The organism is Paenibacillus sp. BK033, assembly GCF_004345425.1.
Taxonomy (GTDB): Bacteria; Bacillota; Bacilli; order Paenibacillales; family Paenibacillaceae; genus Pristimantibacillus.
Window position 1 is genome coordinate 11,755 of sequence record NZ_SLVP01000010.1, and the last position, 22,974, is coordinate 34,728.

A 22,974-nucleotide genomic window follows, 5' to 3' on the forward strand; every position below is an offset into this window, starting at 1 on the left:
GCCCGACCGAATCTAGTTGTCAGGAGGCTCCTCGAAGGTCTTTTTTCGTTACTTTTATCAGTAAAGCTCTAAAGACAATTTCGTTTTGAGCTTTTTGGTTGAGGGACGGGGAACGTTAGTTGAACATAACAAAATGGCAGCTGATCTAGATGATCAGTTGCCATTTTTGTTGAAGTAAAGGGCAGGATAGTTACAATAATTACATTACTCTTCAATACAACTTTTCTTTGTAAATTGCGTCTTAATCGAAGCAACTATTGGCTAGCTTATACAGTGATTAGAGAGGAATGGTCAGCATGAAGAAATACCTTGCTGGATTTTTAATTATTTTTGTCCTATGTTTGGGCTTACCAGGACAGGCTTACATGGAGTCATCTAACCAACAGCCTTTGGCTTTTGAGGATCTCAATCTAGAACAAGCGATTAAGTCATTATTGAATAAAAACGACGATGAATCACTAAGAAAAGAGGATTTAGAGTCACTGACCGACGTTAATTTATCGGGTAAAGGAATTAAGAGTTTGCAGGGTTTGGAATATGCAGTCAATGTGACGAAGCTCTCTTTAAGTGGAAATCAAATTTCTGATATTTCACCTCTATCCGATGCTGTGCATTTGACGACTTTGGATTTGAGTGGCAATCAAATTGAGGATATTAAGCCCCTCAGGAAGTTAACGAAGATCACAGATTTATCCCTAGCTAGCAACCAAATCAATGATCTTTCACCGCTAGCGGGACTAGTCAATCTGAGTACGTTGTCCATAAGTTCCAACAAGATCACAGATCTAAAGCCTCTAGGAGGATTGGTTAAGCTTAGGAGACTCGAAGCTGCGAATAATAACATCAAAGATCTTGCTCCTTTGTCTAAATCAACTGACTTGGTTACTCTGAATTTATCATCTAACCAAATCTATGATTTGGAGCCGTTGAGAAATCTTCAAAGTTTGGGTTACCTCTATTTGAACAACAATAGAGTGTGGGATTTAGAGCCGATCCAACAACGTAATTTTTTTCCGTATTATGATACGGGTGCATTCATTGAACCACTTGCGCTGCAAAATAACTATTTAGATTTGAACAAGGGATCGAAAACATATAAATTATTCGTGACACTGGCAGGAAATAATTTGCCTAGCGGTCAGCGTAAGACACAGCGCTTGGTGATCGGCAGCACGACAGCTTATGTGGGAGAAAGTGCTTATCGTATTACTGCAGCGCCATTTATTCAGACGGGACGTACCTATGTGCCGATCCGTTTCATCTCCGAGAAGCTTGGGGCAACCGTGAATTGGAACCAGAGCACCAAAGAGGTAACGATTCACAAGGATGGTAAAACGATTCGTTGGACTGTAGGAAACAGGCAGGTAAAAGTAAACCAGAAAACGGTAATGCAAGATGCTCCGTTACTTTTGAAGAACGGCAGTGCGTTCGTTCCAGTTCGTTTTGTGGCGGAGCAGTTAAATACTTCCGTTGAATATATGGGAAGCAAGCATATGGTCGTGATTTTCAAAAATTAAGCAGCATAACAGAATTACAGAATAATATTTGAAGAGAAGGACTTAGTGACCAATTCAAAATAAGAGTAAAATATGTAGACCGTCATTAAACTCCTCGGTACGATTTAGTTTTCTCACGGATACTCGCTTATTCGCAGGATTTCACCTTTGACAGAAATACGGAAAGATAGATTCAGGACTACTGTCGAAGACCAGGGCAACATGAAGGCGTGAGGAAATAGAAGGGGAGGTCTAACGGTACGGGTCAGTGCCCTTTGGTTTAATGTAGAAGAGTGTAACATTCGGTTGATAATGACCGACTGCTACACTCTCTTTTTGTTCTAGTTATTAAAATACAGTAATCAGGTAAAGACATTACATGGAGTAGCAGATTTATAGAGGTTCTTGTTTGTCGTCTTTCTCAGTTCGGATCCCCGGGTTGCACGATTTATTAAGCAAATTGGCAGAATGCTCGAAAAAATTCTGTTAAATCTGGAGGAAAGACTCTTCTGATTACGAATAGTGTTCTTAAGAAGATTTTGAACCCTAAATGCAAACGGAGATATTAATGTCTTGGAATATCTGTGACTCTTCTTTCAAATTGCACTAGATTATTATTTTTACTAAAAAGGAGTTAACTATGATTAAAGGTAAGGTTATCCTATTGAACGGTGCTTCAAGTTCAGGCAAATCTACAATAGCAAATCTATTGTCGGAAAAATTACCAAATTATTTAGTGTTGGGATTCGACGATCTAGTTTGTTTACTTTCAAAAATGCGTAACCATAAAAAAGAACCTTCGACATGGGATATTATAAATAAACAAAACTATGACCTGCACTTTTTAACATTTATACTGCACAGACTGACTAAAGTTATCTCGGAATATTCTTTTAACATCATTATTGATACTGTTTTAGACGCGGAAAGCGATGCCGCGGATTTTTTAGAGCAGTTCAAGGACGAAGATGTATTATATGTCGGCGTGCATTGTCCGCTCGAAGAATTGGAAAGACGTGAACGCCTTCGTGGTGATAGAACCATCGGTATAGCAAAGGAACAATTAAAAATTGTGCATCAAAATATGAAATACGACGTTGAGATCAATACATACGAGAATTCACCGGAAGAATGCGTATCAAAGATATTGAATACCTTGACAGTTAACTAAAATCATATAGTATGGACATACCGCTAGAAGAGATATAGTTGGTTGTTCAACTAACGCAAGGATGTTACACGATAAATATGAGGGGGATAAAAAGCTATGTACGAACATCTCGTCGTTTTCAAGTTCAATACGAATATCACACCTGACAAGCAACAGGAGCTGCTTGGTCAACTGCTCGGGTTTCAGGATCGTATCCCTGGAATTCTCGATATAAGCGCAGGCCTCAATGTAACTGAAGAAAAGGAAAATGTACACGGCTACACGCTCGGATTAAGGGTTACATTCGATAGTCTTGCATCACTTCGTTCCTATGGACCTCATCCTGCCCATCAGGAGTTCGTAAAATCACTAGACGGTCTGCTGGAAAATGTTATAGTAGTTGATTACCCAAAGGTCTAATTCACGTTCACAAACGTAATACGGAGTCAAAAGAAGAAGAGGTTCGCTAATAGTGGCAATTTCTTGTTAAGCTCCATGAAAGTTCCCAGGTCCATTACATTAGTTTGCGTGGGTCTGAGTGCTCAATAGGGGAATGCATTGCTTGCCTCATAGCCAAAAAAGAAAGGAGAGGAAAAAAATCCTCTCCTTCTTATATGTTTTACCCTTATTCTATTTTGTCACGGTAATCATACCCCAAATTTGAGAACACCTACTCTTCCACTCGGCAAAGCCATCCTTGCAACACATGGATTTGGTTTGAATGGCAGACTCATTCTTTAAAGTAGGGCGTAATCCCTCTTGAATATAGGTTCTCCACTAACTTGAGAAATTCTTCTGACGATAAATCCTTTTGACGTTGAAGCCAAAGACGAAATAAAGACAGGGCAGTTGCCAGGTAAAACTCAATGAAGTATGGCGTTAAGGAATGGTTCTGCGGAACGTTTAATTCTAATTGGTCTAAAGTGATTTCTTTTTTTAAGCGTTTTACAAAACGGGCGCTTCCATAATCACCCAAAAGGGCATTGAGAACCAGGAGATGTTCTCTTTTGTCCAGACAACAGAGCGTATCTTGAACCGTATGCATCGATAGCTCATTATTAGCCAATTCCTTTTTTATGTCATTCAATAAGTCATTTTCAACAGAGTCTAACAATTCGTAAATGTCAGTAAAGTATTGATAAAAGGTGCTGCGGTTACATCCTGACTTAATCGCAATTTCCTGAACCGAAATTTTCTCAATCGGCTTTTGGCTCCACAAACTTTTGTCTTGTATTCTCAATTAAATTTCCAAACTTAATTTTGGATCTTTTCTTTATGACATGGCTGCGAACTAGAATGGTTAGCACTAAAGGCAGCATTCGGAACGCTCCGATAACAATTCTTGAGTTTTTGAAGCATGTGCTATGAATTCGTATCGTTAGCGATTATTTCTCGTTAGATGCAAATCGGCTTGCGCCTTCTGACAGAACGGCTAAGACACGGCGTGTCATTTCGTCCACACTTATATCCTCATAAGCTTTGCTCCATTGTACCGCGGCGCCGAATATCGACCAGCTTGTCATGAGAGCCATCGTGTCGACACGGATGGTCCAATCAGTCTGGTCCGCCCGAAGCCGTTGTAGCCAGTGTTGCAGCAGTTCGGCAAGCTCGTCACGGACCGAGCTCTCGAATAGCGGGTTGACCGTATCGATTGGGCTGCATCGACCGTATAGCGAGCGAACGTGTTCCAGTACTATTCGGACCAGCAAGCGCAAATGCTCGGGATTCCAACCTGCATCCGGTGGAAGTTCACTGCCTAGTAAATGACGAAATTTATCACGGATGGACTGCTCCAGTAACGCGAATTTGTCCGGAAAATGAGCGTAGAACGTTCCCCTGTGCACATCTGCCCGGTCGGTGATATCCTGGATTGTCATTGCGGTAAATCCCTTTTCCCGCATCAGTTCCGCGAACGATTGCTTCAGCAGTAATTGCGAGCGCCTCCGCCGTCGATCGGCTTCATTCCTCTCATTTCCCATCGCTTGTAACGCTCCTCCCCTGAGGTCAACGGAGCTCAAGAGCCGACAACCCCGACAATATCGTCGATTTGTCAGGTAAACGACGTGCGGGCTGCATTGTCCGTTGTTACCAGTCTCCAATTATTATTACTATTGTAATGAACGCGGCCCGTTTATTCAATGAAGCGAAAGAGGGAGAAATGATGATGGCGACGGAAATACCTCAGAAAATGAAAGCGATCCGTTATTTTACTCACGGAGGACCGGACGTATTGCGTTGCGAGGAAGTGCCCGTTCCGACGGCAGGTGAAGACGAGGTTCTCATCCGCGTTCATGCAGTCGGCGTCAATCCAGGCGATTGGCAGATCCGTTCGGGCTTGGCTGGTGATCGGTTCAGACTTCCTTATATCCCCGGGTGGGATGTATCGGGAGTCATCGCCAATGTAGGGGCTGGAGTTACGAGCTTTCATCCGGGCGACGCCGTTTACGGGATGACCGTCAACAGTGGGGGTTGCGCGGAATATGTCGTTGTACCGGCGGGGCATTTGGCACTCAAACCTGAATCTGCTGATTTCGTCGAGGCGGCGGCTTTGCCTCAGTCTGGCTTTACCGCTTGGCATGCGCTGTTCGTTCAAGGGAAACTAGAGAAGGGAGAAACCGTTCTGATCAACGGTGCTGCCGGAGGCGTCGGGCACCTTGCGGTCCAGCTCGCCCGATGGAAGGGGGCGCGCGTCATCGGAGCCGCTTCTGCCCGTAACGAGCCATACTTGCTTGATCTTGGCGTCGATGCGTTTGTCGACTATACAAGCAGTCTGCCGTCAGAGATCAAACATAGCGTGGACATCGTCCTCGATACAGCGGGAGGAGAGAAGGCAGACTGGCTTCTGAATACCCTCAAGCCGGGAGGTCGTCTCGTACCGATAACGTGGGGAAGCCATTCGTCGGATAACGCGGCAAAGGCGTCTGTAACCGTCCAAGAGGTGCAGTACCCGCCGATTGCTACTGCTTATCTAGACGAATTAACCCGGCTAGTTAACGGAGGACAACTGAACATAACGATCGACTCGGTGTTCCCCTTAGAGGAAACTGCCAAGGCACATGAAAAAAGTGAGAGCCGCCGAGCGCGTGGTAAAATTGTCATCCTGCTGTAGTGGTGAAGCCAAGAGTTTCTACATTTCAAAATAGGTTTTAAGCTAACGTAAGTACTTCAGCCGTCGCTTCTATTTCCAAGTTTAGTCATGGGTCCATTACACCAGGCAATTAAAGACCTTCAATGCGTTACTTTCAAATACTTAGATAACAACGGTGCGGAGATCGAGCGCAAACTGGAACCGATGGGTCTTTTTCTCAAAGGATACATTTGGTATGTATATGGCTATTGCCTGACACGAATGGACATTCGAGTATTCCGCTTGTCCCGTATAGGAGAGCTTAAGATCCTGCCGGAACATTTTGTGAGACGAGACTATACGCTTCAAGATGTCGAGAAACAATTCTTGAACAGAGCCGATTTTAAAAAAGTGCAAGCGGTATTACTCTTTCAACCGGAAATGAAAACCCGGGTGCTTGATGAATTCGGCTTCGACCAAGTCCTCGTGAATTCGGATGAAACCATGTCACTAACCACATATTTTTCATTAATGGAAAGAGAGGTCCAGAAATCTTGAGCTACGGCAGCATGGTTAAAGTGATGGGACCCCCGGACTTAATCAGGAATATCCAGCGTCAAGTCCAGAAGATGGTTGAGCTTTACGAGTTATGAATGAAAAAGTCGGAGGGGCGAGTCATGTAACCTCTTAAATCTCGGGAGTAGTTGATTTATTTCATCTATCATTTCTATAGAAAAATTGAGATTGATCAATAACGCTAAATTTCATAGAATGAAGTTGGCTGATCGGAGAAAAGAGCCCAACCCAACTATACGTCTGAAAGATGGCAGCACAATTACCTATTGATAAAGGGTTTTTAGCTGAACGACGCTGGTAATAAGAGGAGGATGTATAATGGAGATTATGTCCTTAAAAGTAGAAAATTTTAGAGCACAAATAGATCATGGGATTACGCTTGTTGGCTTTTTTGAGCCTGAGTGCCATTCCTGTCAAGAACAGCTTCCTATTATCGAGGAGTTAGCTCAAGAACTGAGACACGAAGCTAGCTTTTTTAAAGTGAATATCCAACAAGAAAAAGAAATCACAAATGAATATGGCATAACAAGCGCACCGACATTCATGCTTTTTAAAGATGGATATCAAGTGGAAACCTTAGCTGGTGTTCAAAGTAAAGAAAAGTTGCGCCAGACCATTCTTCGATATGCAGCTATGGGTGATACATGCTGACTTTCATCCATGGAGGTTTAGTATGAATTTCAGACGTGCTAGTACCAAGAAATATTAATGAGAATAAGCATGTATGATTTTACTTTTATGTTCAGGAGTTGCCCGTAGCAACTCCTTTTTCATTTCTATTTTTTGATCCCGGTTTCCATGATTATAACGTCTACGTCTACCTCAATGTTCATCTTCGGATATTGACGCATCCATTCTTCTTCATTCCAAGTTTGCTTTCTGCTTCTTACGAAGTCCCCTAAACCCAAAGGATCGATTTCATTTTTTTGAAATATTTTTATGAGCTCCGATTCTGCTTGTAAGATCTTCTGCTCGATTTGTTTTTTTAGGATAGGGAGTACCTCATCGGAAATAGGATTCCCTTCGGCTTCTCTTATTTTGCAGTTCATGGATAAGTTAATCAGGATAGAATCGTTCTTCATATGATACTTCACAGAAGACCCCACATTATCAACTGTCAGGAATGTTCCGTTGTCAAGCTTTACTTCGATAATTCCTTGATTCATGTCTTTCAGGAGCATCTTCATAAACTTCGATTGGTTATAGTTTAGTGAGGCAACATACGCGTCATCTCTAAATAATGCTGTGCCAACCACGGAGACACGACCATGCTGGATTTGAAGAAGAGGCAAATAGGGGTCTAGCCCTTTTCCTACACGCGCATATTCAAATTCATGCAAATTTTGACTAGGAAGAGTGCCTTTCCTTGTGTTTGCATCAAGTAAATGATATAGATACATACCTTTCTCGTCCTTCCTGCTAAACTTCTCTTCTAAAAGATGTTTGGCCTTTCCGTCCACCACGGCTAAGTACATCCTTCGTGAATGAATTGCGTTGCGCAAAAGGACATCCAACTCTTTTTTTACCCCGCTAGTTGCTTTGTCTCTGCCAAATAATACGACGGAGAGCTTCCCGGGATGTAAAGGTTTATCAATTTGCGTACCCATGACTTCACGAATTTCAGAACCTGTGCGACCTGTTTTCGAGTACATTTGATCTGTGACGGCCTCTGGCTTTCCCAATTCAAAATCAGGAACCGCTATAGTGAGTTCGATTTGATCTTTTGATATTTCGTCGAATGAGGCGACAATAAAGAGGTGGACCCTGTCCAGAATTTGTTGTTTCACGCATGACGTTAATAACAGGCTGATCATCAATGCCATACAAACGGTCCTTATCACTTCATTTTCACCTTTGCCCTGAGAATATCGAATAGGTAGAGGAAAGGGATGTATCCAAAAATAATAGTGATCCCCGACAGTCTGATCCAGGATTGAACGACGTCAACACCTATACGATTCGTAATCAAACAGATTGCAATAAACACGAATCCTAACAAAAACGGAAGAGCGGTTACTTGTCTAATTGAGAATGTAAACTTCATGATTCGGCTGGTTACCCATATACATAAACAAATCACGGGGAACAGTCGTAGGACCGTAGCAGATGCTCCGATAAACTCAAAACGTTCAACAAAAGGAAATTGGATAAATTTATATTTCGTTAATGCCGGCCAGACTTCATGTGCCAGCTGTTCAGGTTTGAAGGTAATTATCGCAAAAACGACCTCAATAATATAAAGCGAAGTCATGGATATTAATCCCCAATGTGCCCACTTTTGCGACTTTTTCGCTGTTTTAATAAACGGATAACAAAATAGGAGTATTTCTATTCCCATATAAGAAGTAGTCAATTCCTTTGATGCTTTGAAAATATCATGTGGTGAATGACTCATAGCGGGTAGTAAGTTATTGAAATGAAAGTATGGAATCATAAAAAATATCGTTGCAAAAAGCACGGTATTGAGAAGACTAAACGTGCAGATGCCAACGATTACCCTAAAACCGGATGAAATAATATAGTAGGCGATGACGAGTAACACCAATGCCATGGACCAGGTTTTCATTTCCGGAAATACCCATACTTGGATCACTTCAATAAACAGCCGTACTTGATAGACGGTGACGAGCAGAAAATAAAATGCAAACAGAAGGTTAAGCATTAGGCCAATCCATTTCCCAAACAAAAGGATATGCAGGCTTATAAGATCCATTTGATGCCGGTTTAGAAGGCTGTACATCATAAATACGACAAGATGGATAGCAGCGGAGCAAAGCAGGACGGCAACCCAAGTATCTTGTCCTGCGAACTGAATCGGCTTCACTGTCATTAGAACAAAGTTTATTCCGAATAACATGGCGTGAATAATAATGAAAGTGAAAGAAGGAGAGATGGTATAGCGTTCTTTTATGTTTACAGTCAAACTTAATCTCCTCCGAATTTGTTATTCGTCAATGTCTTTTTTTAATTTCGCCTTTTGTTTATCAAACCGAATAGTATTTTTAGTCCTATAGTACTCTGGTCGATGATGAAATTTGGAATACGGTGGTCGGATGAACTTATCCGTTAGACCTTTTAACCGTATTGGGTAAAACGGAACCAGATATGGCATCCCGAGAGAAGTTAAGCGCAGCAGATGAGTAACCACAATGACGGAACATAGGAAAATCCCTAACAATCCCCACATTTGAGCAAAGAGTATGAATGGGAGCCGAAGAATCCGTATTGTATTGCTCATGCGAAATACAGGTGTTGTAAACGAAGCCATTGCCGACAAGGCGATAATGATCAACAGTAAGTTGCTTGTTAACGCTGCTTGCACCGCTGCTGTTCCAAGCACGATTCCTCCCACAATCCCAATGGTTTGCCCAATTTTGGAAGGCAATCTCGCGCCAGCTTCCCTTAGCAGTTCAATAGCCATTTCCATGATTAGGACCTCAACAACGGGAGGGAAGGGTACATTGATGCGGGATGCTATAATCGTCGGTAAAAAATTATTTGATATACCGTGACCATGATAGGTCAGCACGGCAACGTACACTGCTGAGGCTAATATTGAGAAGATCACGGATGTAATTCGAATCATGCGGATAATGGATCCTAAGATCCAAGGCAAGAAATAATCTTCGTATGAGGTGAAGAAATGCTCGAATGTAACAGGTCCTAAAATCGCATTCGGTGAGCCGTCAACTAAAATACAAACTTGCCCCAAGGTTAAACTCCACACAATCCGATCTGTTCGTTCCGTCCCAAGCATCTGCGGGAAGATCGAATTTGAATTGTCTTCAATGAGCTGCTGAATGAAAGAGATATCCGTCACGGTATCGAACTGTATGTCCTTTACACGCTGTAAACAGGTATTCACGTATTGTTCGTTTGTAATCCCATCGATATAACAAATGGCCACTCTTGATTTGGAAATATCTCCTACATGAAGTTCTTTTACGCGAAACGAAGCAGTAGGCAACCGCTTGCGAATTAGATTCAGATTGGTATCCAGGGATTCGACGAGAGCTTCTTTAGATCCCTCGACACTGAATTCGATTTCCGGTTTGGATACGACGCGTCCTTTGGATAAAGATGCGTTAAGCAGGATGGTTTTATTGCTGGTAGCCTGTTGAATCGTAACGTATCCGAGAAGTAGTTTGTCGCGAATCTCATTCCAGTCGCTGGAGAGTTCTTTATCTGCGATTGGCATCGATTCAAATAACGCATCGAATTGATCCCCTGTGTAATTTCCTAAAAAATCAAGAATTTGCTCATTGACTACATTTAAATCTGTTATGGATTTGAGAAAGCAGATCAAATAAGGCCCTACATGATTGGTTTGTTGGAGATAAACAAAATCTGAGGATTCCGTAAACTCCTCCCACTGTTTTGGGATCTTAAACATGTAGAATCTTGCCTCTTTCTGTCGCTTTTTGTACCATTATTTCCTGACTGCCACTTATTATACTTTTGTTTGGATGGAAGCCGCATACGACGAGGAGCTTCCGTTGCTCTGACATGAGGATAACGTAACAGCAAAATAGCACGGGTTTATTACGAACGTGGGTTCTGATATAATGTAACAAAATTGAAGTCGAAAGGAAGCAGCTATGAACGCTATAGAAGCAGTAGTTCAGAATTTAAGCGAGGTTAGACGCAGAAGTATGATGATTTGGGAAAGTGTTCCCGATGAGTTTCTGGATTGGAGACCGGATTCAGAAGCGATGAGCATAAAAGAGATGATCCGCCATGTCCTCGATAGTGAACATTATTACCATCTTGCCTTGCTGAATAAAGGAAGTCTGTCCGCGTATGAATCCCCTTATGAGGCTCGTGCTTTTACAACGCTCAAAGATGAGCTCCGCTTTTCAGAAACCTATCGGAACGAATTTATGAATACAGTGAATTCCTATACAGAAGAGGATTTGACAAGGATCCAAATTGATAGAAAAGACGTTGGCTACGTTCGATCATTGGGAGACATGCTTATGAGAATTGCATACCATGAAGCAGTCCATTCGGGTCAACTTTTAGATTATTTAAGAACAGCCGGATTAAAGCGGCCAAAGGTTTGGGATTAATCCGAAAGTGCCTGACTTTGCTTTATAGCAAGGTTAGGCACTTATTTGAATCGTATGCTGGTCATTTAAGCTTCCTCCATTTTGGTTCGTTTTCTCTCCCCCTTTAAACGAGCTGCAAACCAAGTGATAATAAACAGCAACGGAATATAAGCAAAATAGAAGTAAATGGCGCATTCATTAACGAATGTACCGAATGCGTCCATTTGCGCTCGTTCTTTTAAGGTTAGCGCAGCAAGCATAAGTGCCGCCAACACAAAAGGCAAAGATAGACCGGGCTTAATTGAACATACTCTTTTCATAATTCTTGTGCAGCACCAGATGGGAATGCAAACCGTCGGGATAATGGTCAACTGCCACATAAATATAAAGACGTATTCGAACCTCGCAATAAAAGAGAACTCAATGATTTGCGTCATGGCCATCGTTGGCCATAAAGTATGTTTGAGCAGACCTTGACTGAAAAACATCAAGGTGACGATCATAATCGCAGCATATTTGAAAGTGGAAAACAGGAGAGCGAAATGAGCCCATTTCGCATGCTTTTGGCCGGATTTTAAGAAAGGCAAATAGATCAGCAACGGTTCAAGCCCGAAGAAAATGATGCAAGATGACTTTGAGCTTTTTATTACATCCGTTAAAGAATGATTCAGAATAGGCAGCAATAATCCGGGATCTCCTTGTCGGGTTGGGAAATAGAACCAGAAGAGCATGGGGATCAGCGCTAAATAAAAAAAGCTGAACCCGGCAACAACCCTAAACCCGCCAGAAACGACATAGTAGATGATGCAAATAAACAATCCCGCAATAACCCATGTGCGAAGCGAAGGAAACACCCACACTTGAATGACTTCCATGTACGAACGGAGAAAGAATAGAGCCATTAAGAAATAGTATCCGACCACGATTAAAGAAAGAGCATTCCCCATAAATTTACCAAAAACCGTTCGATGGACGTCAATAACATCCTTGGCTGGATTGCCGAGCATTTTGTAAATCATCCAGATGATGAGATGAAGGCTTACGCCCATCAGAATAATCGATATCCAAGCATCTTGGCCGGCATGAACAAGCGCAAGGCTCTGAAAATTAAATAAGGTCGCGGCAGCTTGGGTAACAGCAATCAAGAAAAATACAAAGTATCCCGAAATCGCGTAATTTTCCTTTATCCGTTGCTGCATTATTGCCCAACCCCTGCGTGTAAGATAATAACGTTCGTTTTAACCTCAAAAAGTAGCTGAGGGTAGATTTTTTCGTAATACGCTTCTTCTTTGAAGGCTTGATGCTGTCTCCTGTATTTCTCGCCAAAGCCGATTGGATCGACCCTGTTTTGCTGTAGACGAATCAACATCGCCGTAATCTCCGAGGATAACCTCTCTTCAATTTGCTTCTTGATTTTTTGTAAATCTCCTTGGTTCCGTACGTTCATTTGTTCCGGGATTTCTCTTAGTTGGATGGCTAGCTTTAGGGATATCGTTGTTTTGCCATCTTCTTTAACGTCAATCTTGGACTTGCCATGCAAAATAATAAAGGAGTACATGGAATTTGCGCCGGCAAGGAAATCGTATTCGCCTGTCCGTTGTTTATCTTTGAGCAGTTTCAGATACAAACCTTCATTGGCATTTAACCTAACTTTTAAGTCGTCGCCTTTAAAGACGGCTACGCCATCCATTTGAAACACGCCTTTATTTAGGTTGATAACCGGCAAATAAATGTCTTGGCCCTCTCCATAATACTGATTTACGAAAGTATGATAATTCGTATTCGGCGTATTTCCGTGATCCATGTTTTGTTCGATCAGCTCGGACAAGAAGAAAGGAGGTTTTCGGGAAGCCTCGGCAATCATCGCGTTTGTGCTTTGGTCCGTTAACACAATAGAAGCTTTGGTGCTTTTCGTGAATTGTCGATTGATAATATCGGCAAGCTCAGTTATGTATTTTTTTGCGAAGTTTTCGCTCAAGACCAGCGTACGCATTTGTCCCATTTCCACGGGTTGAGAGGATTTGCCGGTCAGGGCCGTGAAAACCCCATATACCACTTTAGACTCCGTCGTTACCAGGGATTGCCCTCCCGAAGCTTTGATATACTTCGGATACGAAACGCTTAGTTTAATCTTATCTTCTTCCAGGTCCGCGCCCATGTACTGGATAATATTGATTTGGTCGACGACCCGTTCTTGAGCGCAGCCGGATAACAAGATGCAACAGCAGATTAGTACCCCCGCATGCTTTCTCATGATTTCAATTCTCCCATCTTCTCTGCTCATTCGCTATTGTAGTCGTCACCGATATCCTTATTTTTTTTCACGTTAAATCTTTTCGTTGAAAGCGGACGAGTCGTGAAAAACCGATTACTCAATTGGGTAAAAGAGGAGCGGATAAAGCTATCGCTGAAGCTGTTGTTGCGGAAAGGGAATATCGGCACCATATACGGTGCGCCAAGTGATTTCAAGCGCAATAAATGACCTAAAATAAACATTAACCCGATCATGATGCCAAATCCGCCCCATAAGGAAGCTAAAACAATCAGCGGAAAGCGCAAAAATCGAATGGTGTTCGAGATTTTGAAGATTGGCGTGGTAAAGGAAGCCAATGCCGAAAGCGAAACAATGATGAGCAAAATATTACTGGTTAATCCAGCCGCCACCGCAGCCTGCCCGAGAATAATACCTCCTACTATACCCAAGGTTTGGCTGACCTTTGAGGGAAGTCTGGACCCGGCTTCGCGGAGCAGCTCGATCGTTATTTCCAGAAAAAGCACCTCCAACACCGGCGGGAAAGGCACGTTGGATCTCGATTCGATAATCGGTCCTAAAAGCTCCCGGGGAATGACGATGTAGTGAAAGGTGAGAATAGCAACGTAAAAGGAAGAAGCGAGAATCGAAAAGGCAACTCCGAAATAACGAATAAGACGAAAACACGATCCCAGAATCCAAGGTAAGTAGTAGTCTTCCGGTGAAACGAAAAAGCTAAACAAACTTGTGGGCCCTGTGAGTACAAACGGGGAACCGTCGCACAAAATAGCCACTTCCCCGTTCAATATCGAGTACATGATTCTATCCAGACGCTCGCTGGACAAGAATAACGGAAACGGAGAATTTGAGTTGTCCGTGATGAGTTGTTCCAGTAGAGAGCTTTCGAACACGATGTCGAAGTCCAGATCCGAGAGCCTTTGCCTGGCTGTGTTGATGTACTCGGGATTCGTTATGCCGTCTAAATAAGCAATGACGATCTTCGTTTTTGACATCTTGCCGATTGATAGCTCTTCAAAGGTGAGTTTCTCGGTACCAAGCCCTCTGCGAAGCAAGGCCAAGTTGATGTCCAAGCTTTCCACAAAACCGACCTTTGGACCAATGACGCTAAACTCGTTTTCCGTATCATTGTGATCGCGAAGCCCCGATTGTTGATCTGAAATATCAATGATTAAGCCTTCGTGCAAATGGGGATCCAATTGAAGGAAGATTGAACCGCGTACCAGACTTTTCAAAACCTCGTCCAATTCTTGAGAAATCTTCATTCCCTCAAGAGGAATCATGGCTTGAAGATCTTGCAAACGCAATTGGCCCAAATCGCCTTTGGAAAATGGAATAAACGAAAGGACATCATGGTGAAATTTTTCTTGATTGATAAGCGTGCTGAAATAAGTAAAATGAATGCGATTATGGTTAATGGTTATACTTGATTGCAGTAAATCAGCAGATTTCGTGCTTTCTTTTAAATCGTGAAGCAAATTGGGAAGCATAAATGTCACCGCCTGTCTGAAACAAGAAATATTCTCCTAGTATGATTGATGCCGGCTTTGTTTATACCCTTCATTTCCCATGCATAACAAAGGCTAAATGAAGGAAAATTCGATGCATGAATAAATGGGATGTCACAGATGGCGACCGTTAATTGTCTTTATTATCGTAAGGTCATTACAGACACAAGCTGGAAAACAACAGGAGGATGAATATGAAGATTGTAGTGATTGGCGGCAGTGGCTTGATTGGGAAGAAACTTGTGAATAACCTTCGTCATCGCGGACATGAGGTTGTTGCGGCATCACCTTCCTTAGGTGTCAATACAATTACGGGTGAAGGACTCGCGGAAGCGCTTAGCGGCGCGCAAGTTGTGGTTGATGTATCGAATGCGCCGTCGTGGGAGGACCAGGCGGTGATGGAGTTTTTTGAGAAATCTACTCGGAATCTTCTCGCTGCTGAAGCGAATGCTGGCGTCGGCCATCATGTTGCTTTGTCGGTCGTTGGAACCGAACGCCTTCTCCAGAGTGGATATTTCCGTGCTAAAAAGGCTCAAGAAGAGCTAATCGAGAACTCCAAGATTCCTTATACGATCGTCCGCGCTACCCAGTTCTTCGAATTTGTTGGCGGCATTGCCGACGTGGCTACCAAAGAGGATACCGTACGGTTGCCTTCCGCCCTTATGCAGCCTATTTTCTCGGATGACGTTGCAAACGCGGTAGCTGATTTTACGCTGGAGGCACCGGCTAACGGCATTGTTGATGTGGCCGGTCCGGATCAGATTCCGATGGACGAATTCATTCGAAAATACTTTAGCGTAACGCAAGATAACCGTCAGGTGATCACGGATGCTACTGCACCGTATTATGGTTCGGTTGAGGTGAATGATCAGTCTCTCGTTCCGAACGGAGACAGACCCGTGACCATTACAAAGACGCATTTCCAGGATTATCTCGGCAGCTTGAAAAATTAACTTTAAATCCTCAAGAGTCATCCAAAGCGCTTAACCTTGCTGTTGTTAGCTGTCAGGGTTAGGCGCCTTTTTTATTCCAAAAATTGACGAATCGTAATGGCTGTAACCTTTAAATTCATCCTTGCGTCTAGTAAGTACATCTGAGCAGAAAGGAAGAGTATCAATCATGCGTATAAAAAATCTCATGCTGTCCAGCCTACTTGTTGCGACCGCGATTTCGGCAGGCAGCGCTTCAATAGCAAGCGGAGCAGAAAGCCAATCTGCAGCTGCCGCTCGTGCGGTAACCTTCAAACTTAACGATGTTCATTATAGCAATAACACAGGCAAGCATAGCTTGCTGTCAGCCCCTTATGTCAGTAACGGAAACACGATGGTTCCCGTTAGAGCCGCTGCCGAATCCCTCGGCGCATCGATAAGCTGGAGCGATAAAAAAGGAACGATCACGTTATCCGGAAAAAGCTTCGGAACGATTGCATTCACCTTGAATTCCTCTTATGCGGTGAATGCCAAGGGAGAAAAAATCAAGCTGCCCGTGCAGGTTCGCCAAGCAAAGGGCACGGTATTTGTTCCGGCCAGGTCGTTGGCAGCTCTTATGGGGGCACGGCTGCAATGGGAGCCTGTGGCTCATACGGTTACTCTAACCAATCAGACGAGTACTCCGGTAAATCTAGACTTCAGTTACTCGTTCACGAAGGATACGGAAGGCTGGAAGGGCGGCTTCGCCGACCTGCCTGCGAATTATAATAAGGACATTTACGAGCTGGACTTTGCCCGTCAATTCATTCCGGTTCAGAACAATACCTCCAATTACGGTTTGAAGCTCGCGGGACACAACCGAAGCGATGACTTGTTTATGTACCTTTCCAAGGGGATTGCAGGGTTCAAACCCAACACTTCCTACAATGTGAATTTGAAGTTTGCGATGTACACCGAAGCGGGAGGGGGATCGATAGGTATTGGCGGCTCGCCAGCCGAATCGATATTCCTGAAGGCCGGTATTTTGTCGAGCGAGCCGTTGTCCGTTCGAGCCTCCTCTTCGGGAGAAGAGTATTACAGAATGAACGTGGACATCGGCAGCCAAGGAGCCGGCGGCAAGGATGTTAAAGTGATCGGCAATGCAGCTAAACCGGATGCGGACAAGGAAGGGTATCAGCGAGTTGACTTTGAATACAGCGCTAAGGTGACGGCCAACGCCAAGGGCGAGATCTTTGTTCTTATTGGCGCGGACTCAGGCTTCGAAGGGCTGACTACGCTTTACTTTGACGATATCAAGGTAAGCGCTAAGGCTGTTGATTCGGTGAAATAAGAGTGATTAAAAAGGCCGCAGCCATGCGGCTTTTTTGCTGCGCATTTGTTCGCGGCTGCAGGACCGAGGCAAACAAAAAGCCTGCGGCAATCAGCCGCAGGCAACAATAGAGAATATATAAAGGGGGGTCATGTCCTTTATTATAGAAGCCGATGATGAAAGGAACCTGAGCCCAATATTACAGGAAGGTTACAAATGATGCTTTATCGTGCTTTAAAAACAGCAAAAGAAATTCCGAATACGTTCATGTCGTGAAAGAGCAAAAGAGTAGTCGTCAAATGCATAGACCATACTAAAAGTAATCAAGTAAGATGAAGAGTGACGGCAGGATCGGATAAAGGCCGCTTAGATGAGAAGCTTCGATCGGAGGGCCCGAATGTTCAAACGTATAAAAGCTATCCCATGGAATTCGATTCCGGTCAAGCTGGTGCTTGGCCTTTTAGGTATTACTTTACCCTTGATAGCGCTTCTGCTCTATAACAATTCCTATAGCATGAACGTCATACACAGTCAGGTAGCGGCGTCTAACAAGAACTTGATTGATATTTACATGAACCAAACGGATGGGCAGTTGACGGAAGTAGAAAGACATATGGCAGGCTTAACCTCTACGGACCTGAATGTTCAAGAGATGGGCGATGCAAGGACAGAAGACGAATTTGTTCTGGCCAAAACCGCGGTATACCGCAAGCTAACCTCGGATCTGTCCATTTACCCCGCTATTGACGGCTTTTATGTTTACTCCTTAAACCATCATGACGGCGTTGAAGCTTACAGGGGATCTTTGTCGTATCCGCAGCTAATGGCGATTCGGCAGACGTTAGCAGATAAGGTATCCGAGCTGACGCAGAAATCGCAATACCGCAACGTTGAATGGAAGATGGTACAGATTAGCGGAGAAGCCTATTTGGTCCGCCTAATGCGCGACGGTGATTTGTTTGTGGGCGCCTGGGTAAAAGCGTCTACCGTGGTAAAGCCTCTGCTCGGCATGAGGACAGGGAAGACGGGAGCTGTGCTCCTTGTTGATGACAAGGGCTATGTTTTGTATACAACAAGAAATCTTACAAGCGAAAAACTTGATTTAACAAGAGGATTTCGAAGCTATTATTTGTCCGGCGGAGAGGACAAGTTCCTGGTCGTTGGAGAATCCTCGGCAAAAGGAAGCTTTAGTCTTGCGGCCGCTATCCCGGATGAATCCATCCTGGAGAATCTGCCTTATTTGACCAAAGCGTCCGCTTTTGTTATTTTATTGGCCTTGCTCATGCTGCCGCTCAGCTTCCTCATTCTTCGCAAGGTTATTTTGCAGCCGCTCAGCAAGATGGTCAGCGCGATGAGACTGATCGGGAAAGGCAACTTCAATATCCGGATTAATCCGGGGAAGGAACCTGATGAGATAAGGCTGGTCAACCGAACCTTTAATGCGATGATTTCCAAGATTGAAGAGCTCAAGATAAACGTATATGAAGAGCAGCTCAGCAAACAACGGGCAGAGCTCAAGCATCTGCAGCTGCAGATTAACCCGCATTTCTTCATGAACTCGTTAAATATCCTGTACAATCTCGCGCAGGTGAAGCAATTCGAGCCCATTCAGGAGATGACGATGCATCTTGTCCAATATTTCCGGTATATGTTTCAAAGCCATCAATCTCTCGTGCCGCTGAAGAATGAGCTTCGCCATATCCGACATTATTTGCGTATTCAGCAGATGCGATTCCCAGATACGTTCACTTGCGAGGTAGCTATGCCTGCATATTTGGAGACGACCGCTATTCCGCCGCTTATCCTTCAGACGGTGGTGGAGAACTCGATCAAGCATGCAGTTAAGCCCGGCGAGCCGACCAAGCTCATTATTGAAGCGGAGCTGGATGATTTGGCGGAGGAGCCGATGGTAGCTATCACGATCAGGGACACCGGCGAAGGTTACTCCGATGCGGCGCTCTTCCGGTTACGCGAAGGGCAGATCTATACGGATGAGGCCGGCGAGCATATTGGATTATGGAATATAAGAGAACGATTAAAGCTTCAATACGGCGATAAGGCATGGATGGACTGCTATAATGACGACCCGCACGGAGCGGTCACCGAAATTGTGATCCCGTTAAATGCAAGCCATGAGCTAAAGGAGTGAACGGGCATGCGTCAGCTGCTTATTGTGGACGATGAACCAATAGCGGTCGAAGGCTTGAAATCCGGCGTTGACTGGCCTTCCATCGGGATCTCGCGGGTGATGACGGCTTACAATGCCGATCAGGCCATGGAGATCTTCAACCGGGAACGGGTAGATATATTGTTATGCGATATTGAAATGCCGAAGGCTTCGGGACTGCAGCTCCTGGAGTGGGTTAGAGGAAATTGTCCGGGAACCGAGACGATATTTCTAACCTGCCATGCCGATTTCCAGTATGCCAAACAAGCGATACAGCTGGGCAGTCTTGATTATCTGCTGAAGCCGATCCCTTATGACGAGCTTAAGGTTGTCGTGGAAAAAGCGATCCGCAAAATGGAGAAGGAACAACGTATGAGCGAATTCAGCCAGTTCGGCAAGTTCTGGCTGCAACACCAGCCTATGCTGATCGAACGGTTCTGGCTGGACGTGCTCAGCCAGGCGATTCCCGCCTTGCCGCAGGCAATCAGTACGGCCGCGCAGGAACGGAATATTCCTTATTCCGACAAGCTGGTTTTTCTGCCGATACTCTTGCGCGTCCGTCGCTGGTATAAGGAATATTCGCTTCGGGACAAGAAAACGATGGAATATGCGCTGCGCAAAGCTGCCGAGGAGGTTCTCATGCAGCGGCAGGACAGCGGCCTGTTGATTGCGACTGGCGACGATACGATGCTGATTGTGCTTAATGGAGGCAAAGAAGGCTCGGACCCTGCCGGGCTGAAAGCTTTATGCGAGTCTTATATTGCAGCTTGCCGCGTTTATTTCAAGTGCGATGTATCCTGTTATATCGGAGAGAGCGTCCGGGGGCATGAGATGGCCGCCGCTTATCAGCGTCTACAGCGGATGGATGCCGATAACGTGGCTTCGGACAACTGCGTTTCTTTTCTTGGCGAGCGTCAAGGCTCAGCTTCTTCGCATACGCTTCCCGATATGGGCATGTGGGGGATCATGATGAAGGAAGGCGCCAAGGATAAAGTAATCGCGGAAGCGGAGCGTTTTATCGGACAGCAGGTAGAAGCCGGCCGGCTTACGCCACAGCTTCTGGCCCTGTTTGTGCAGGATTTTCAGCAGATGGTTCATTACGTACTGCAGATAAAAGGAATTCAGGCTCATCAGCTGCTAAGCGACGGCATGTCGGCGGAACGCTTCGCCCGCGCGGGACGCTCGGCGAAGGATGCGCTTATCTGGGTTCGCCATCTTGTAGGCAAATCGATCGATTATATGCATTCGCTGGAGCAAACGCCAAGCGTCGTTGAACAGGCGAAGGCTTATATCCAGCAGCATTTGGCAGATGAGATATCCAGGGAAGACATAGCAAGCCATGTGTATTTGAACCCGGATTATTTGACCCGAATTTTCAAACGAGAGACCGGAATGTCGATTTCGGATTATTTGCTGCAGCAGCGTCTTCATATTGCCGCCGAGCTGCTTACGAATACGGATTTGGCGGTGAGCGCGGTGGCAAGTCGGATTGGTTATGCTAACTTTTCCCATTTTTCCCGCATTTTCAAGAAGTATATGGGCATCAACCCGCAGGAATACCGGCAGTCGCGCTCACAGCCCCAAGCACAGGAAAGTCGTCAAAGTGACAGCGTGAAGTCGTAAGAACAGCAGAGGAGAAAGCGTGGTCATTCTACAATAAAGACAGCTTCACAGAATGAATCATGAGGGGGAAATGAAAATGAAAAAAGCATTAGCCGTATCTTCGGCACTGCTTCTTGGCATCTCGCTGACCTTGACGGCTTGCGGAAGCGGCGGGAATAACAGCAGCAACGGCGAAACAGGATCGAAAAACACGGGAAGCAACGCGTCTTCCGCGCCTAGCGGCAAGATTGACGAACTGACGATTGCTTTTCCAAGCGCGTCTCCAAAAGATTTGCAGCTGGTGGAGGATGCAATCAACAAAATCACGGAGCAAAAAATTCAAGCCAGAGTCCACTTTATGCCCATAAGCGGAGGCGAATGGGTGCAGCAGACGAATCTGATGCTGACCAGCAATGAAAAGCTGGATTTAATGTTTGTATCCGGCGCCCTGTATAACAGCATGGTAACGAAGGAACAGCTTGTTCCGCTTGACGAGCTGCTGGATAAAGATGGCGAAGGCATCAAATCGGCGGTTGGCGATTATTTGAACGCGGCCAAGGTGAACAACAAGATTTACGCAATTCCGACCGTAAGGGATATGGCCTCCGATTACGGCATCACAATGCGCAAGGATCTGGTGGACAAGTACAATATTGATACAGGCGCCGTCAAAACGCTCGACGACCTCGGCAATGTGCTGAAGACGATCAAAGACGGAGAAGGCTTTGCGCCGCTTATTCCATCTTCTCCTGGCCAGACTTATCTGGACAATTACTTGTTCTATGACCGTCTGGGCGACGGGATTGGCGTGCTGCCGGGCTATGATAACGGCCTCAAGGTTGTAAACCTTTATGAAACGCAGGAATACAAGGAACTCTTGACCAGACTTCGCGACTGGTACCAACAGGGCTATATTATGAAGGATTCGGCGACGACCAAGACAACGCCTTGGGAGCTGATCAAATCCAATAAAGGCTTTGCTTATTTCGCGGGCATGAAGCCTGGCTTCGCCGAGCAGGAGTCGCAGGCTGCCGGAACGCCTTTAGTTGGCGTTGAACTGCTGCCGGCCGTAGCGATGACCAGTACGGTTACCGGTGCCATGTGGGGAGTGCCGGTGAATACGAAGCTGGAAGACAAAGCGGTACAATTCCTCAATCTGATGTATTCGGATAAAGATATCGTCAATTTGCTTGATTGGGGGATTGAAGGCACTCATTATGTCAAATCCCAAGGCGAGGAGAACGTGATTGAATATCCTTCAGGCGTAGATGCAACAACAACGGGCTACAACATGCCGCTTGGCTGGATGTTCGGCAACCAGTTCTTATCGTATGTGATGAAGGGCAATGACCCGACGGTCTGGGCCAAGACGGAGGAGTTTAATAAAGCCGCCAAACGTTCCAAGGCGCTTGGCTTTGGCTTTGACCCGACACCGGTGAAGACGGAGTATGCCGCCGTTTCCAACGTCATTACGCAATACGAGATGCCGCTCGAAACAGGCAGCGTAGATCCGGAGAAGGTGCTGCCGGAATTTATCTCGAAGCTGAAGGCCGCGGGGATCGACAAGATTATTGCCGAGAAGCAGAAGCAGCTGGATGCATGGGCGCAGACCAACTCTGCCCAATAAAGATAACAAGCTATAAGCTTAGAACCGACTAGTCTCGCATTGGTCGGTTTTTTGCTATTTCGAGACGGTTCAATGAAGGTCGGTAAAGCGCAAGACGGAAGTCGTTCGCGCGGTAGAGGGGGGAGGCCGAAATTCATTACCATAAGGATACCACCCGGCAATATGCCGAGCGAGAAAGGGGAGAGAAGCGGTGACTACCATCACGCATCGCAGAAAAAGAAGAAGC

The 22,974-nt window shown here is 44.9% G+C and carries 20 protein-coding genes; 12 read left to right on the forward strand and 8 right to left on the reverse strand.

The window, feature by feature from the left end:
• Window positions 1–296: 296 nt before the first annotated feature.
• The 3 genes from EV294_RS25040 to EV294_RS25050 all read left to right on the forward strand — a co-directional run bounded on the left by EV294_RS25040 (window position 297) and on the right by EV294_RS25050 (window position 3,066).
• A complete protein-coding gene (locus EV294_RS25040; RefSeq protein WP_132311874.1) occupies window positions 297–1,517 on the forward strand; it encodes a stalk domain-containing protein in 1,221 nt (406 codons plus the stop codon).
• A 619-nt stretch (window positions 1,518–2,136) separates the two neighbouring features.
• A complete protein-coding gene (locus EV294_RS25045; RefSeq protein WP_132311876.1) occupies window positions 2,137–2,667 on the forward strand; it encodes a phosphotransferase-like protein in 531 nt (176 codons plus the stop codon).
• A 96-nt stretch (window positions 2,668–2,763) separates the two neighbouring features.
• Window positions 2,764–3,066 carry a Dabb family protein gene (locus EV294_RS25050; protein WP_132311877.1) on the forward strand — a complete coding sequence of 101 codons (303 nt, stop codon included), beginning with the start codon at window positions 2,764–2,766 and terminating at the stop codon, window positions 3,064–3,066.
• 310 nt (window positions 3,067–3,376) lie between these two features.
• Here EV294_RS25050 and EV294_RS25055 read toward each other — a convergent pair whose 3' ends face one another.
• Entirely contained in the window at window positions 3,377–3,886 is a 510-nt protein-coding gene (locus EV294_RS25055; protein ID WP_132311879.1) for a TetR/AcrR family transcriptional regulator, read from the reverse strand.
• 145 nt (window positions 3,887–4,031) lie between these two features.
• Window positions 4,032–4,625 carry a TetR/AcrR family transcriptional regulator gene (locus EV294_RS25060; RefSeq protein WP_132311880.1) on the reverse strand — a complete coding sequence of 198 codons (594 nt, stop codon included), beginning with the start codon at window positions 4,623–4,625 and terminating at the stop codon, window positions 4,032–4,034.
• 185 nt (window positions 4,626–4,810) lie between these two features.
• Between EV294_RS25060 and EV294_RS25065 the strand changes: the two genes are divergently transcribed.
• From EV294_RS25065 to EV294_RS25075, 3 genes are all read left to right on the forward strand, one after another.
• Window positions 4,811–5,755: an NADP-dependent oxidoreductase gene (locus tag EV294_RS25065; RefSeq protein ID WP_132311881.1), complete on the forward strand. Its 945-nt coding sequence runs from the start codon at window positions 4,811–4,813 to the stop codon at window positions 5,753–5,755.
• Window positions 5,756–5,842: 87 nt separating this feature from the next.
• Window positions 5,843–6,271, forward strand: a complete 429-nt coding sequence (locus EV294_RS25070; protein WP_243711792.1) for a WYL domain-containing protein — start codon at window positions 5,843–5,845, stop codon at window positions 6,269–6,271.
• A gap of 336 nt (window positions 6,272–6,607) precedes the next feature.
• Window positions 6,608–6,940, forward strand: coding sequence for a thioredoxin family protein (locus EV294_RS25075; RefSeq protein ID WP_132311883.1), 333 nt, complete (start codon window positions 6,608–6,610; stop codon window positions 6,938–6,940).
• Window positions 6,941–7,065: 125 nt separating this feature from the next.
• On the opposite strand, the gene EV294_RS25080 is transcribed toward EV294_RS25075, so the two are convergent.
• From EV294_RS25080 to EV294_RS25090, 3 genes are read right to left on the reverse strand one after another with little or no spacing between them, the layout of a single operon-like run.
• A complete protein-coding gene (locus EV294_RS25080; RefSeq protein ID WP_279513608.1) occupies window positions 7,066–8,130 on the reverse strand; it encodes a Ger(x)C family spore germination protein in 1,065 nt (354 codons plus the stop codon).
• Entirely contained in the window at window positions 8,127–9,212 is a 1,086-nt protein-coding gene (locus EV294_RS25085) for a GerAB/ArcD/ProY family transporter (RefSeq protein ID WP_132311886.1), read from the reverse strand. The genes EV294_RS25080 and EV294_RS25085 overlap by 4 nt, the downstream gene beginning before the upstream one ends.
• Window positions 9,213–9,233: 21 nt before the next feature.
• Window positions 9,234–10,682 (reverse strand): spore germination protein, encoded by a 1,449-nt coding sequence (locus EV294_RS25090; RefSeq protein WP_132311887.1) that lies wholly within the window; start codon window positions 10,680–10,682, stop codon window positions 9,234–9,236.
• Between the two features lie 205 nt (window positions 10,683–10,887).
• Here EV294_RS25090 and EV294_RS25095 point away from each other — a divergent pair, with 205 nt between their 5' ends.
• Entirely contained in the window at window positions 10,888–11,358 is a 471-nt protein-coding gene (locus EV294_RS25095) for a DinB family protein (RefSeq protein WP_132311888.1), read from the forward strand.
• Between the two features lie 65 nt (window positions 11,359–11,423).
• On the opposite strand, the gene EV294_RS25100 is transcribed toward EV294_RS25095, so the two are convergent.
• From EV294_RS25100 to EV294_RS25110, 3 genes are read right to left on the reverse strand one after another with little or no spacing between them, the layout of a single operon-like run.
• A complete protein-coding gene (locus EV294_RS25100) occupies window positions 11,424–12,536 on the reverse strand; it encodes a GerAB/ArcD/ProY family transporter (protein ID WP_132311890.1) in 1,113 nt (370 codons plus the stop codon).
• Window positions 12,536–13,591 (reverse strand): Ger(x)C family spore germination protein, encoded by a 1,056-nt coding sequence (locus tag EV294_RS25105; RefSeq protein ID WP_165930802.1) that lies wholly within the window; start codon window positions 13,589–13,591, stop codon window positions 12,536–12,538. Before EV294_RS25105 ends, EV294_RS25100 begins: the two co-directional genes overlap by 1 nt.
• Window positions 13,592–13,617: 26 nt before the next feature.
• Entirely contained in the window at window positions 13,618–15,096 is a 1,479-nt protein-coding gene (locus EV294_RS25110) for a spore germination protein (protein WP_132311893.1), read from the reverse strand.
• A 212-nt stretch (window positions 15,097–15,308) separates the two neighbouring features.
• Here EV294_RS25110 and EV294_RS25115 point away from each other — a divergent pair, with 212 nt between their 5' ends.
• From EV294_RS25115 to EV294_RS25135, 5 genes are all read left to right on the forward strand, one after another.
• The gene (locus EV294_RS25115; RefSeq protein ID WP_132311895.1) at window positions 15,309–16,067 is read left to right on the forward strand and encodes an SDR family oxidoreductase; all 759 of its coding nucleotides are present in this window, start codon (window positions 15,309–15,311) and stop codon (window positions 16,065–16,067) included.
• A gap of 166 nt (window positions 16,068–16,233) precedes the next feature.
• Window positions 16,234–17,373: a copper amine oxidase N-terminal domain-containing protein gene (locus EV294_RS25120; protein WP_132311896.1), complete on the forward strand. Its 1,140-nt coding sequence runs from the start codon at window positions 16,234–16,236 to the stop codon at window positions 17,371–17,373.
• Between the two features lie 376 nt (window positions 17,374–17,749).
• Complete coding sequence (locus tag EV294_RS25125; protein ID WP_165930803.1) at window positions 17,750–19,501, forward strand: cache domain-containing sensor histidine kinase; 1,752 nt, start codon at window positions 17,750–17,752, stop codon at window positions 19,499–19,501.
• 6 nt (window positions 19,502–19,507) lie between these two features.
• Window positions 19,508–21,142 carry a response regulator gene (locus tag EV294_RS25130; RefSeq protein WP_132311899.1) on the forward strand — a complete coding sequence of 545 codons (1,635 nt, stop codon included), beginning with the start codon at window positions 19,508–19,510 and terminating at the stop codon, window positions 21,140–21,142.
• 76 nt (window positions 21,143–21,218) lie between these two features.
• A complete protein-coding gene (locus tag EV294_RS25135; RefSeq protein WP_132311901.1) occupies window positions 21,219–22,748 on the forward strand; it encodes an ABC transporter substrate-binding protein in 1,530 nt (509 codons plus the stop codon).
• The last annotated feature ends 226 nt before the right edge of the window (window positions 22,749–22,974 follow it).